This window comes from Paraburkholderia ferrariae NBRC 106233, from assembly GCF_000685035.1.
In the GTDB taxonomy this organism is placed as follows: domain Bacteria; phylum Pseudomonadota; class Gammaproteobacteria; order Burkholderiales; family Burkholderiaceae; genus Paraburkholderia; species Paraburkholderia ferrariae.
On sequence record NZ_BAYB01000018.1, the window covers coordinates 77,857 to 91,294 of the forward strand.

Genomic DNA, 13,438 nt, shown 5'->3' on the forward strand with positions numbered 1-13,438 from the left:
TTTTATGGCTGTTGCGCGGCGTCGATCACGGCCTGCACCGAGGGCGGGATGGCCGTGGCCGTGCCCTGCACGGTGGGCTTCGTCACGTCGACGCCATGCTCGGCGAGCAGCTTGCGGCCTTCGGCGCTCAGCAGGAAGTTGACGAAGCGCGCGGCGCCGGCGCCATTGGGCGCGTTGTTGAGGATCGTCAGCGTGTAGTTCGCCTTGATCTTCAGTTCGGGCGCGGGATGGATCGACGGGATCTTCAGGTCGGAGGTCTCGGTCGAGTAGAAGAAGCCGGCGTCGAGCTGACCGGACTGCAGACGGCCAACCAGCGTTTCCTCAGGCAAGACCTGCTCGGGATTCTCCGGCGCGCCCAGGGTTTTCTCCACCAGATCCGGCTGGTTGTAAGCCTGTGCGGCCTTCGTCATCAGTTCGACAGTGAAGGCGCCCTTGGGGTCGAGCTTCGGATCGGTGCGGCCGAGGCGCAGGCCCGGCTCCTGCAGCACGTCGTTCCACTTCTTCGTCTTGAAGTCGGCGGCGAAGCGGCTCTTCGGGTTATAGCCGATCAGCAGCGGCGATTCCGCGAAATTCACGTACCACGAAACGTAGTTGCCGTTTGCTTCGCCCATCAGGCTCGCATTGACCTTCGGGCTCGCGCTGATGAACACGTCGCCGCGGCGCAGCTTGCCCTTGATCTCGTTGGCGATCTTGTTGGAGCCGGCGGCATAGCCCTTGAAATGCAGGCCCGTTTCCTTCTCGAACGCGGGACCCACGCTCTTTTCCATGAGGTTCACGAGCGAACCGGCGTAGAGCACGTTGACGTCGTTCTCGTCGGCGAGGGCGTTCGCACTCGCGCCGAGCACCCCGGCGAACACGACGACTGAAGCAATCAGCTTGCGGACCATGTTGGCTTTCCCGTAGCGTTATAAAGGTCGATATATTACGCTGGAGTTGCGAAATCCGGCACGCGCGCGGCTGGGTAATTTCCATCATAACGTCCGTGCGTGACGGGATTCGCGCTTGTACACTGGGTATTTCCGCTCAACCCGCGGTGCGTTGCGCCATGCTGCCGAACGCACCGCGAACCTCAAGGAGACGCTCATGCGTACCAGCGCCCGCAATCACTTCTCCGGCCAGATCAGTGCGGTCAAGGCCGGTGCCGTCAATGACGAAATCACGCTGCGCGCCGATGGCGGCCTCGAGATCGTCGCGATCATCACGCATGGCAGCGCGGCGTCGCTCGGCCTCGCGGCGGGCAAGCCCGCGTTCGCGCTCGTGAAGGCTTCGTCGGTGATCGTCATGGTGGACGGCGACGCGAGCAAGGTGTCCACGCGCAACGTCGTGCCGGGCACGGTGGCCGCGCTCACGAAGGGCGCCGTGAACGCGGAAGTCGTGATCGCCGCGCCGGGCGGCGCGCAGATCGCGGCGATCGTGACCAACGAGAGCGTCGATCGCCTGGGGCTCGCCGTGGGCAAGGCGGCCACGGCGCTGTTCAAGGCGTCGAGCGTGATCGTGGGCGTGGACGCCTGAGATCTCGTTGCGTACGCGCAGGGTTCGTTTCGTAGCAGCACGCTCATGAGCGCAACCTCGGGCTCTTCGTCCGGTTCGTCCAGTTCGTCCGGCTTGCCCGACTTCGACCGGCAGGCCGCGCTGCGCAGCGCCGAACTGTTGGGCAACGTGCCGGCGCCGCACGCGTTCGACGCGCGGCTCTTCGCCCGGCTCGTTGCGGCGCGCGAGGTGCGCGGCGAACTCGCGCTGCTCGGGTTGACGGCCGCGCAACTGGCGGACCTCGCACAGCGCCATTTCGCGCAGGGTGTGAGGCTCGCGCCGTTATCGCCCGTCCTGAACGACGACACACATGCGGCCTACGCCGTCTCGATGCGCGAGTTCCTGGCCGCCCACGCAGCACCCGGCGTGCATAGCGAAGACGCCCGTTCGCTCGCGGCCATCGTTGCGAACGCCTGCCTGCGTCCCGACCATCTGTGGCGCGACCTTGGCCTTTGCGGCCGCGACGATGTCACGGCTATGCTCGAACGTTACTTTCCCGCGCTGGTTGCGCGCAATGTCGAAGGGCTGCGCTGGAAGAAGCTGCTCGCACGCGAACTTGCGCTGGCCACGGGAGCGATGCCCGGGCCGGCGCCGGGCTGCCCGGGCTGCGAGGACTTCGGCTTTTGCTTTCCGCCGGCGCAGCAGGCGCCACCTCGGCGTTAGCGTCGCTGCGAGGGCTACGGCGCGCGAAGCGCATCGTGTATGCTTGCGCGCATGACCCCACCCCCAAACGATCGTGCGTCGAAAAAGGCGCCCGCCGAGGCATTGCCCGAAAGCGGCAAGCCGGCGGCACCGGCCAGAACGGCGAGGGCGCCGGGCGCCCCCGAAGTGCGCTTTCGCATGCGTATCCTGCAGGAAGACACGATCGCGCTGGGTCCCGGCAAGGTTTCGCTGCTGGAGGCGGTGCGCGATTGCGGCTCGATTTCGGCGGCCGCGCGCAGTCTGAACATGTCTTATCGCCGCGCCTGGCTCTTGATGGATGAACTCAATCGCGCGCTCAAGTCGCCGGCCACCGTCTCCGAGCATGGCGGCCAGAGCGGCGGCGGCAGCACGCTCACGCCGGTCGGCGAGGAAATCATCCGGCTCTATCGCGGTATCGAGGCGCGCGCGGCCGCGGCCTGCGCGCCCGAGATCGAAGCGCTGACCGACCTCGTAAAGCGCGAGGGGTGAGGCGCGAAGTTACCCGCGAAGTTACACGTGAAGTGACGCGCGATGTCGTAACCGCGCGTCAGGTAACCGCGCGTTAGCCGTGACGCAGGCAGAAGCGCGAAACGGGCACGGCCGCGAGCGGCGGCGCCGCATCGACATAGATCCGCATCATCAGTTCGACGAAGCTTGCGAGACTCGCCGTGCGTAGCGGACGGTAAGTCACCTGATGCCGCTCGCATACGCGCTTGAGCCGGTTCATCGAGTCGTGATCGACGCAATCCACCGGGAAAACAGCGAGGCTCGCGCCCGCGAGCACCGTATCGAGCAGACCCTTGCGGTCTTCGATGCCGCCGTCGTGCACGGTCAGCTCGCCCCCCGCCGATTCCACCCAGCGCCGCGCCGCCTGATACGAGCCCGGCCGCCCGCCCACATAGACGATCCGTTGGCCCTTGAGCGCATCGCGCGGCAGCGTGCGGGCAGCGCTGTCTTCGTCGCCGGGTTGCGCGGCTTGCTCCAGCGCGCGCGCTTCCGCGCGCAGGGTGTCGATCAGCGCGAGCGTATCGTCGAGTTGCGTGCGCAGGGTGCGCAGCGCGGTTTCGTCGGCGGCCGCGCGCTGTTCGGCGGCTTCGCGGCGGCTCGTTTCCAGCGCGAGACGCGCGTCGCGCGCGGCCAGCGATTCGCGCAGCGAGGCGACCAACGCGTCGCGCGATCCGTTGTCGTTGTTGCGGTCGTCGCGGTCGGGGCGTGTGGCCGCGCGGGCGCGCAGTTCGGCCAGCGCGTCGCGCGCTGCGTCCCGCTCGCGGCTCATGTCGGCGAGGCGCGCCTGCTGGCGCTCGGCTTTCGCCTGCAGCGCGGCGTTGTCCGCTTCGAGCGCGACGAGCCGGCGCAGGTCCGCGCGATTGGCGGCGCCCACCAGGTGCGAAAGCATGTGCAGTTCGCCGAAGGCGCTCTGCCGCACGGCCATGGTCGCTTCGGGATGGCTCATGAGCGCCCAGTAAGCGGGCGGAATATCGCCGCTCGCGAGCGACTCGTTCCACAGCGCGAGCACGGCTTCGCTGTCGCGTGCGGCCGAAAAGCGCCGCAATGCGCCCGCGTAACGCGTATCGAGCGCCTTTTGCAGCGCCTTGCTGCCGGCACCGCCCTCGATGGCGATTTCGACGGCCGCGTGGTGGATCTCGAGATCGGTAGCGTGCTGCGGGTCCAGCGAAGTGAATTTCGGCACGAGCTTGCGCAACTCGTGCGTGCTGAGGCACGTGCCGATGATCGAGCAATGGAGATGATGGTCGAGTTCGGCAAGGCGCGTGCGCCTGCGCGAGCGGTCCAGCTCAGCCTGGCTCGGCCCGCAGCAGCCGACGGCGGCGCGCATCGGCGAGCCCTCGTCCGGCCGCGCTAGACCCTGGGTGCGGGCGAGGCGAAACGGCGGTGCGTGCATGGATGACCTCTGATCCGGTTTAACTCGGAGCGGTGCACGGCGCGCTCGGGCCGGGCACTGTGTCGTCGCAATATATCATGGAATATAACGAGGGCCGGGGCGTGCCCCGGAACGGGAGCGTCCTCCTCAAGCGGCCTCTATATGGGGGGCGAGCGGCTGCGCATTGGTGCGCGCCGCGGCGCGCGAACCGCGCGTGCGCTCGATGGACGAAACCGCGGTCACCGCCGCAGTCTCGTGCCGCGCGAGGACGTGCTCGACACCCCATTTCACGTACAGGGCGTCCAGCCGCTCCAGTTCGGCGACGGTTTATCGCATGGCTTCGGTGTCGCGGCAGAACGTATCGGAGAACAGGGCGTCGCGCGTCTTGTCGAGCCGCCGCGTGTCGCGGATCGCGTGCTTGCGCTCGCGCAGGCGCGCGGCACCGGCGCTGCCGGTATGCGGCGCGAGCCCGGCGAGCAGGGGCAGCAGCGACGTGCCGGCAGCCGTGCAGTCGGCCTCGGGTGCCAGCAGGCAGTTCAGTCGATAGAGACTTTCGCGCAGGCGCCGGAAAGCGTCGATCACGTCGCGGATCAATTCCGCGCGCTCATGACCGGACGCCGGCCGCAGCGCCATGATGTGGGCCGGAACACCATCCGCCGGCGGCGCGTAAGCGCCCGGCCGGCGGGAGTTCGGGCGCGGGGGGCTTGCCAACCTGCACCTCCATCCAGAGTAAGACCCGGGCTGCTTCGGTGGAAGTCAGCCTGTCGATATATCCTAAAGAATACATCGATCCGGGGAGGACAGGTGGGCCGTTGTCAGGGCGTTTGCCGGTATGCTTGCGCTGTTAGCGCGGCAAACGCTGCCGCCAGCCGCGTGTTCTCATTCATTCCTTGTCCGAATATTTCGCCATGCAATCTTCTTCCCCCGGCCGCAGGAGCCCCCGATGCGCGTAGGCAGGCCCGTCAAGGCCCTGCCGCAACCGCTGTGCGACTACTGCGGCGCAAAGGCGCTGCTCGCGCGCTACGGCGAACAAGCCTACCCCTATCGCGACGACCACGGCCCGCTCTGGGTTTGCGCGGCCTGCGAGGCATGGATCGGCGTGCCGGCGCGCAGTACGCGCAACGTGCCGCTCGGGCGCCTCGCGAATGCCGCGCTGCGCGAGGCGAAAAGCCGCCTGCACGATGCGCTCGAACCGCTCGTCGCCGCCAAGGTCCGGCGCGACGGCGTGAACGCCTTCGAAGCGCGCGGCCGCGCCATGCGCTGGCTTGCCGAAGAGCTCGGCTTCGAGCTGTCCAACCCCTCCATCCACCATCTGACGCTGGAGCAATGCGAAGCGGCCATCCGCCATGTCGAGGCGTTCATGGCGGCACGACGCGGCCAGGGTCAGCACCCGCCGCAGCCCGGCGATCCGCATCAGGACGGCTGACCGGCTGATCCGACCCTCCGGCGCGCCAGGCGCGCCTGTCACTCTTGGTTACATTCGCGCGCGCGGGCATTGCTCAACCTTCGGCGCGAGTTGCCGTTATTGCACGAGATCAGTTTCTTTTGTCTATCTAGTCCTTTATGGCCAGCACCATTCCCTTTCCGCGCCAGGCGCAGGCGGCCCGGGCTCGCCGCAGCAAGGCAATGCTGTTGCCGATTCCGCGTGCGAGCGCCAACGAACTCGCGCTCCAGGTGCATCTGGCGCTCGCATCGCTGCGCGCCGGCGGCAGCGACCGCGACGCCCAGGCGCTGCTGCATGCGCACGTGCTCGCGACCTCGATGGCCGACGCCGGCTACGGCACGCTCACGCAGGAGCAGGTGTGCGAAGCCGATGCGGCGCTGCTCGCGTGCTACGAACAGGGCCGCACGGGCGGCGGCTGGCGGCTGGAGGGCGCGGGCTTCGATGCGCTGGCGGCCGTCGTGACGGTGTACGACGAGCAGTTGCAGCGCGCGCCGCTGTGGGTGCTGACCGAAGCGAGCGAGCGGCTCGATCGCATGGGCGCGGCGGGGGCGGTCGAGCCGGCGGCCATGCGCAAGCTGGCCTGAGCGCAGGCGGCCGGCGGGTAGGTGGCAGCAAACAGGCCGCAAACAGGCAGCAAACAGGCAGCGAAGATGCGCCGGGCATGCCCTGTGCGCCCTTCGCCGGCAGGTTGAAAACGAAACGAAATCATCCGTCCCCGATCCGTGTTTCGCCCGCCGGGCGGCGCTGCTGCAGCACTGTTGCGACACTGGCACGGGATTTGACGCGGCGCGCAAATCGTGTTGACTTCCGGTGTGCAGCGTGACTAAAATTCGCCCGTCTTAACAAAAGGGGCTGACGCCTTGGACAGTAGCAGTTGTCGATCTTCGAATAGTTTCGCTGCCTGACCGGCAGGACGTCCGCGCTCCCTTTCTCTAGCCGCCGTCTTGCCCCCAGGCAGACGGTGCGCGTCCAGCAGTAAAAATCTCGTGCATCCTTGTTAGCGTCATCCAGGCGCCGTTCGCGCTCATGCGCGCCGCGTATGGCTGCCGCGTGTGGCTGATATCGCGCCGCGAGCCCCCGAGGTTCGCGGCACGGTCCGTTCGTTGCGCCCCGGTGCGTCGCGAAGGGCCGGGACAGGCGTCGTTTGCGCGCCGCCAGGTAATAAGGAGTTCCAATGTCCGACAGTGACAGTTGTCCGTTATGCCGCTTCCTTTCGAGTAGCCCAGAGGAAGGCGGGCAGACGTGAGCTAGAGCGCTGCGCGCTTCGGTCTGCTGGCTTTCCTCGCAACCGCGTCCTGATCGACGCGAGGAGATCCAGCATGAACTTCGGCCTTCTCTTGCCGCACCTGCCGCAAACGCAAGACACGCAACACCGGCAACACCCGATCCACCCCGACGCGCTCGCCGCGCGCCAGCGTGCACCGGCCGCGCCGCCCTGCCGCCGGTCCGCGCTTGCCGCGCGCTGGCACAGCCTGCGCGCCCGCCTGTTCCGGGTCTGACCAGAAGACCCGGCGCGCTTCATGCGGGCCGGTTTTGCGCACCACCCCGTTGTTTCAGTGTTTCAACATGATCCAGTTCAACCGCTCTATGCGAACGACTAGCGGCGCCGCGTGCGCCTGCGACGTCCGGCGTGCAACCGGCACGGGAGGCCAGTGATGGAATTCGGCTTCAATCTGAACCGCACGGCCAACGCTTCGGCGTGGCGCGTGCTGCCCAATCGCTGGGACTTCGTCGCGTTTCCGCTCATCATCTGCCTGATCGCGATGGCGGCCATCGGCTTTCATCAGACGCTCGCGCCGATGTCCACGCTCAAGACCCAGGTCATCTCGCTCGATCCGCGCATGCTGCCCGAGTACGCCTTGCGTACGACGCTGCGCATGCTCGCCGCGATGGTGGCGTCGCTCGTCTTCACGCTGGTGTACGGCACGCTCGCCGCAAAGAGCCGCCGCGCCGAGAAGGTGCTGGTGCCGATTCTCGACATCCTGCAGTCGGTGCCGGTGCTGGGCTACATCTCGTTTACGGTCACGTTCTTCCTCGCGCTGTTCCCGGGCCGCGTGCTGGGCGCCGAACTGGCCGCGATCTTCGCGATCTTCACGAGCCAGGCCTGGAACATGACCTTCAGCTTCTACCAGTCGCTGCGTACGGTGCCGCGCGATCTGGACGAAGTGTCGAAGGGCTTTCACCTCACCGCGTGGCAGCGCTTCTGGAAGCTCGACGTGCCGTTCTCGATGCCGGGCCTCATCTGGAACATGATGATGTCGATGTCGGGCGGCTGGTTCTTCGTGGTCGCTTCCGAAGCCATCACGGTGGGCAACAACACGATCACGCTGCCGGGCATCGGTGCGTATCTGGCCCAGGCCATCAGCGACAAGAATCTCGGTGCGGTGGGCTGGGTGATTCTCGCGATGACGGTCGTGATCATCGCCTACGACCAGTTGCTGTTCCGCCCGCTCGTTGCGTGGGCCGACAAGTTCCGCATGGAAACCACCAGCTCGGGCAACGCGCCGGAATCGTGGCTGCTCGACCTCGTGCGCCGCACGCGCCTGATTCACCGCCTGCTCGTGCCGATGGGCATGGTGCTCGCCGCGCTTGCGCGCATTCCCGTGCGCGTGCAGCTGCCGAAGGCCATGCCCGCGGTCAGCACGAAGCGCAGCAAGGCGTCGGCGGTTGGCGACGTGATCTGGGGCGTTCTCGTGATCGCGCTCACCGTGTACGTGGTGTGGCGCGTGGTGGCCTATGTGCGCACGGGCGTCACGCTCGACGAAGTGGGGCATGTGTTCGTGCTCGGCCTCATCACGCTGTTGCGCGTCATGTTGCTGATCGCGATTGCCTCGGTGATCTGGGTGCCCATCGGCGTGCTGATCGGCCTGCGCCCGGCGCTTGCCGAAAAGATCCAGCCGCTCGCGCAGTTCCTCGCCGCGTTCCCGGCGAACCTGCTGTTCCCGGTGTTCGTCGTGGTGATCGTGAGGTATCACCTGAACCCGGACATCTGGCTCTCGCCGCTGATCGTGCTCGGCACGCAGTGGTACATCCTCTTCAACGTGATCGCGGGCGCGAGCGCCTATCCGAACGACTACCGCGAAGCGGCCACGAACTTCCGCATCCGCGGCTGGCAATGGTGGCGCCAGATCATGCTGCCCGGCATTTTCCCGTACTACGTGACGGGCGCGATCACGGCCTCCGGCGGCGCGTGGAACGCGAGCATCGTCTCCGAACTCGTGCAGTGGGGCGACACGAAAGTGGAAGCGCACGGCTTGGGCGCCTACATCGCGCAGACCACGGCGGCCGGCGACTTCCCGAAGATCATTCTGGGCATTGCGGTGATGTCCCTGTTCGTCACGCTGTTCAACCGCACGTTGTGGCGTCCGCTGTACGCCTATGCCGAGTCCAAGCTGCGCCTCGATTGAGAGTAGAACGCCATGTTGAATCCTAAAGCCGTATCCCCCGACCTGATCGCGCCGACGCGTCCCGCTGCCGGCGCGGAGGTCCTCTCCGTGCGCAACGTCTCGCGCGGCTTCGCGAAGACGAACGACGAACGCCTCGTGCTCGAAGACGTGAACCTCTCGCTGCGCGAAGGCGAGATCGTCGGGCTGCTGGGCCGTTCGGGCTCGGGCAAATCGACGCTCCTGCGCATCATCTCGGGCCTCATCGAAGCGAGCAGCGGCGAGGTGGACTGGCTCGGCAAGCCGCTTGCGGGGCCGGCCGAAGGCGTTTCGATGGTGTTCCAGACCTTCGCGCTCTTTCCGTGGCTCACGGTGCTGCAAAACGTGGAAGCCGGGCTCGAAGCGCAGGGCGTGGGCGCGCGCGAGCGCCGCGAACGGGCGCTGGCGGCCATCGACCTGATCGGCCTGGACGGTTTCGAAAACGCCTACCCGCGCGAGCTTTCGGGCGGCATGCGCCAGCGCGTGGGCTTTGCGCGCGCGCTCGTGGTGGATCCTTCGCTGCTGCTGATGGACGAGCCCTTCTCGGCGCTCGACGTGCTGACCGCCGAAACGCTGCGTACCGACCTGCTCGACCTGTGGACGCAGGGCCGCATGCCCATCAAGTCGATGCTGATCGTCACGCACAACATCGAGGAAGCGGTGTTCATGTGCGACCGCATTCTCGTGCTCTCGTCGAACCCGGGCCGCATCGTGGCGGAAATCAAGGTGCCGTTCAAGCACCCGCGCAACCGTCTCGACCCGTTGTTCCGCAAGCTCGTGGACGACATCTACGCGAAGATGACCGCGCGCGAGGCCACCGAAGCCACGCAGCAAGGCAAGCTGGAAGTGGGCAGCCGCCTGCCGAACGTTTCGACCAACATCATGGCCGGCCTGATCGAGACGCTGGCGGCCGCGCCGTACCATGGCCGCGCCGACATGCCGGAAATCGCGCGCACGCTGCACCTGGAAGTGGACGACCTGTTCCCCATTGCCGAAATGCTGCAACTGCTGGGCTTCGCGGACGTGCGCGACGGCGACCTGCTGCTCACGCCGCCGGCGCGCGTGTTTGCCGAGTTCGGCACCCAGGCGCGCAAGATGATGTTCGCCGAACACCTGCTGCGCAACGTGCCGCTGGCCGCGCGGATCAAGAAGGTGCTGGGCGAGCGCCCGGGCCACCGCGCACCGCGCGTGCGCTTCGAGCAGGAACTGGAGGATTTCCTCTCCGATGTCGCCGCCGAAGAAACGCTCGATACGGTGATCGACTGGGGCCGTTACGGCGAGATCTTCTCGTATAACGACCAGTCGGAAATCTTCAGCCTGGAAGACGTCGAGGCGTGATGGGCGGGGCGGGCGGCCCCCCCGCCCATTCGCAGTAAGGCACTTCGCTCCCCCGTGAAATCAAAGGTGAGCTTGTTCGGGATGGAAGGCGGGGTTGGTGCGCCGCGTCGGAAGAACGCGCGTAGGTCGTTGATTGGACTGGAAAGTCCGGCGGGCCGGCGCTTGGCCGCAGCCGCCCGCGGCCGGTTGAGGTGAGGGTTTTCGGGACTGGCAGGCGTGAGTTCGCCGCGCATTGCGCACGCACCGCCCAGACTGAAAGCGGTGCGTGCGCCTACCTCGAATCACGAGGGCTTGCGTCCCGCGCCGCGCCCATCTCCCGACGATCCATTGCGCGGCTGCGGCTGGGGCTCCGGCCGCGTCGTCGCGCGGCGCGGCGGGGAATCGGCATCGTCGTCCCCGTGGTTGCCTTCGGCCCCGGCGTTGCCGCTCTTCCCGGCCTGACGTCCTTCGACATCGGTGCCGTCCGGCAGCCCCACGAGAAAATTGCGCTGCGGGTTCGCCAGTTCGATGCCGCGCTCCGTGAAGCGCAGCAGCACGCGGCGGTTGAATTCGCGCTGCACGCCCCAGCGCGCCGAGTCCTTGCACTGGATCTGGCCCACGAGCGTCACGCTCGATCCGTCCACCTGGTCCACGCCCCAGTACGCAAAGTCGCTGAGAATCCCGTCCTTGTAAGTGTTTTCGCTGCGCAGTTCGGCGCCGATTTCCTTCAGCGTGTCGATGGCGCGCTGGAGATCCGCGCCGCGCGCGATCAGCACCTTCACGGCCGCATTGCCGATGCCGCGGTTCGTGTTGTTGACGGTGGTCACCGAACTGAACGGCACGGTGTAAAGCGAGCCGTCGCCGCCGCGCAGGCGCACCGTGCGGATCGAGAGAAACTCCACCGTGCCCGAAACGCCCGCCACGGTCACCCAGTCGCCCACCTGCATGGCGTTTTCGGTGAGCAGGAAGATGCCGGTGATGAAGTCCTGGACGAGCTTTTGCGAACCGAAGCCGAGCGCCACGCCGAAGATGCTCGCGCCCGCGATGAGCGGCGCCGTGTTCACGCCGAGCTGCGAAAGCGCGGTGAGCCCGACGATCACGAGGATCGCGACCAGCAGCGTGGTGCGGAACATCGGCAGCAGCGTGCGCAGCCGGGCGGCGCGCACGTAGTCGCCGGCATCGGTCCAGGCTTGCAGGCGGCGCTCGGCCGCGCCGTTGGCGGCCTCCCAGATCACGATGGCGACGACGACCGCCACGAGGATCGTGACGATGGCGGAGCCGAGCAGGCGGCCGATCGGCGCGTTCACGAGCAGGCGCCCCGGGTGCAGGCCCCACACGTGCAGCAGCACGTCGAAGGTGACGATGCCGATGAGGGCCAGCGCGAGCCGCCGCAGGATGGGGTAGTAGCGGTACGTGCGACGTTGCGCGACGGTCATGCTGTCGCGATGGCCGAGCGGATCGAACACGCGGCCGAGCGCCCCCATCGCGACGATGGCGACCACGCGCGCGAGCAGCATCACGACGAGCGAGACGGCGCCCGCGCGCATCAGTTCGCGATAGCCGCCGCGCAGGTCGAGCGCCCACACGAGCCACAACGCCATCACGACGAATACGCCCACGCCGGCCCAGATGTCCGCGAACCAGTGGGCGAGATAGGCGAGCGAGCCGTTCCTGGGCGCCGAGCGGCGGATCGCGGCGGCCACCGGGCGGCGGCACTGCAGGATCATGACGGCGAGCGCAAGGTGGCCGACGAGCGTGACGACTTTCACGAGCGCGAGATGCGCGTCTTCGGTCATGCCGAGCGGCACCGCGGCGTCCAGCAGGCCACCCACGCCGCCGATCACGACGATGCGCACGGTCCAGCGTTGCGCGAAGGCGGCGGAGGTGTCGGAGAACGGGATGAGGCGCAGGGCCTCGGCGTCGGGGGCGAAAAGCAGCGCACCCACGGCGATGGCGATGCGGCAGATCACGTAGGTATCCACGAGCTGGCCGACGGCCGCCGCCGCGTCGGCATCGCCCGGGCCGAACAGCGAGAGCACGCCCGCCGCGCACAGGCCGAAGGCGAGTACCGGCAACAGTTCGAGCGAGGCGAGCAGCAATGCCGCGGGCAGGCGTTGCAGGCGCTTCCAGTGGTGCGCGGTGCGGCCGGCCGGCTGCGCGGGCGGGGCAGACGGGTCCGGCGCGGCGGCGATGGCGGCGCGCGCCGTGGCGTCGGCTTCGGCCTGGGTACGCGGGCTGCCGGTGTTCGGGGTGGCGTCTTCGATGGCCGCGGGGTCGGCCGGCTCCATGCCGGCGGCCACGCGCATGGCCTCTTCATCGCCGGCTCGGTCGGCCCCGGCTTCGCGGGCCGTGGATGGGGCCGTGGATGCCGTCGATGCGGTGCGTGCCGCGGGTTCGCGCGGCGCCGTTGCGGCTGGGCCCGGGTTCGCGGCCGCGGCTTTGGCGTGCGCGACGATGGCGCGATGCGGCCGCGCGATGAGGCGACGTACCAGGGCATCGACGATCAAGGCAGGGGCAAGCGTGAGCAGCAGCACGCGCAGCAGGTCGAAGAGCAGGGCGTGACCCTGCGCCGTGGAGAGCCGCTCGGTCCACCACTTGCGTGCCGAGCCGACATCGAATAACGCCGTGCGCGCATGGATCAGCCGGCCGACGAGGACTTGCGCGGCGTGGGCGGCGTGCTTCGCGATTTGCAGCACGAGGCCGTTCGAGCGCAGCGCGTCGCCGAGTGCGGCGGAGGCCGATTGCGCCGGGCTCGCGGTGGTTGTCGCGGCTGCCGCGGAGGCGGGCGTGCCGGCGGCGGGAGCCGAGGCGGGCGTGGCCAGCGCGCCGGCCGCGGCGATGGCGCGCAGCGTGTCTTCCACGCGGCCGCGCTGGGCCGGGTCGTCGAGCACCTGCAGCGCGGCGTGCGCCTGGGCGGGCGTGAGGACAACGGGGGCGGCGGGATTGACGGAACTGGCGGCGGACGCGGCGCTGGCGGGAGCGGTTGCGGCCTGGGCGGCGTTCAGCCAGGGCGAGCAGGCCAGTGCGGCAAGAAGCAGGGTGCAGAGCGCGCGCAAAGCGGAGAGACGGGAGAGCCTTTGCATGGGGGAAACAGGGGGTTGAGCGTCGATTGCGTCGATGGAGTGCCGGGCGGCTGGCGGCGGTGCCGGCCACCCGGGACGGTCA

The 13,438-nt window shown here is 68.1% G+C and carries 12 protein-coding genes; 8 read left to right on the forward strand and 4 right to left on the reverse strand.

Annotation, left to right across the window (positions count from 1 at the left end):
- Positions 1-2 precede the first annotated feature (2 nt).
- Positions 3-887 (reverse strand): extracellular solute-binding protein, encoded by an 885-nt coding sequence (locus tag BFE01S_RS19645; protein WP_028226965.1) that lies wholly within the window; start codon positions 885-887, stop codon positions 3-5.
- 196 nt (positions 888-1,083) lie between these two features.
- On the opposite strand from BFE01S_RS19645, the gene BFE01S_RS19650 reads away from it, so the two are divergent.
- The 3 genes from BFE01S_RS19650 to BFE01S_RS19660 are packed head-to-tail and all read left to right on the forward strand — an operon-like array spanning position 1,084 to position 2,700.
- On the forward strand, positions 1,084-1,512 hold the full coding sequence (locus tag BFE01S_RS19650; RefSeq protein ID WP_028226966.1) for a TOBE domain-containing protein: 429 nt from the start codon (positions 1,084-1,086) through the stop codon (positions 1,510-1,512).
- 45 nt (positions 1,513-1,557) lie between these two features.
- Complete coding sequence (locus tag BFE01S_RS19655) at positions 1,558-2,193, forward strand: nitrogen fixation protein NifQ (protein WP_084170058.1); 636 nt, start codon at positions 1,558-1,560, stop codon at positions 2,191-2,193.
- A 51-nt stretch (positions 2,194-2,244) separates the two neighbouring features.
- Positions 2,245-2,700, forward strand: coding sequence for a winged helix-turn-helix domain-containing protein (locus BFE01S_RS19660; RefSeq protein ID WP_407668229.1), 456 nt, complete (start codon positions 2,245-2,247; stop codon positions 2,698-2,700).
- 73 nt (positions 2,701-2,773) lie between these two features.
- Here the strand turns inward: BFE01S_RS19660 and BFE01S_RS19665 are convergent, their stop codons facing one another.
- Complete coding sequence (locus BFE01S_RS19665; RefSeq protein WP_028226969.1) at positions 2,774-4,111, reverse strand: DUF2325 domain-containing protein; 1,338 nt, start codon at positions 4,109-4,111, stop codon at positions 2,774-2,776.
- A 306-nt stretch (positions 4,112-4,417) separates the two neighbouring features.
- Positions 4,418-4,723 carry a hypothetical protein gene (locus BFE01S_RS39375; RefSeq protein ID WP_052420937.1) on the reverse strand — a complete coding sequence of 102 codons (306 nt, stop codon included), beginning with the start codon at positions 4,721-4,723 and terminating at the stop codon, positions 4,418-4,420.
- A gap of 310 nt (positions 4,724-5,033) precedes the next feature.
- On the opposite strand from BFE01S_RS39375, the gene BFE01S_RS19675 reads away from it, so the two are divergent.
- The 5 genes from BFE01S_RS19675 (at position 5,034) to BFE01S_RS19695 (ending at position 10,294) form a co-directional block, all read left to right on the forward strand.
- Positions 5,034-5,516 (forward strand): zinc-finger-containing protein, encoded by a 483-nt coding sequence (locus BFE01S_RS19675; RefSeq protein WP_028226970.1) that lies wholly within the window; start codon positions 5,034-5,036, stop codon positions 5,514-5,516.
- Positions 5,517-5,716: 200 nt separating this feature from the next.
- Complete coding sequence (locus tag BFE01S_RS19680; RefSeq protein WP_322787835.1) at positions 5,717-6,118, forward strand: hypothetical protein; 402 nt, start codon at positions 5,717-5,719, stop codon at positions 6,116-6,118.
- Between the two features lie 735 nt (positions 6,119-6,853).
- Complete coding sequence (locus tag BFE01S_RS19685) at positions 6,854-7,033, forward strand: hypothetical protein (protein WP_028226972.1); 180 nt, start codon at positions 6,854-6,856, stop codon at positions 7,031-7,033.
- A gap of 156 nt (positions 7,034-7,189) precedes the next feature.
- Positions 7,190-8,941 (forward strand): ABC transporter permease, encoded by a 1,752-nt coding sequence (locus BFE01S_RS19690; protein ID WP_028226973.1) that lies wholly within the window; start codon positions 7,190-7,192, stop codon positions 8,939-8,941.
- Between the two features lie 12 nt (positions 8,942-8,953).
- Positions 8,954-10,294, forward strand: a complete 1,341-nt coding sequence (locus BFE01S_RS19695; protein WP_028226974.1) for an ABC transporter ATP-binding protein — start codon at positions 8,954-8,956, stop codon at positions 10,292-10,294.
- A 281-nt stretch (positions 10,295-10,575) separates the two neighbouring features.
- On the opposite strand, the gene BFE01S_RS46270 is transcribed toward BFE01S_RS19695, so the two are convergent.
- Positions 10,576-13,356, reverse strand: coding sequence for a mechanosensitive ion channel domain-containing protein (locus BFE01S_RS46270; protein ID WP_042338000.1), 2,781 nt, complete (start codon positions 13,354-13,356; stop codon positions 10,576-10,578).
- Positions 13,357-13,438 lie beyond the last annotated feature (82 nt).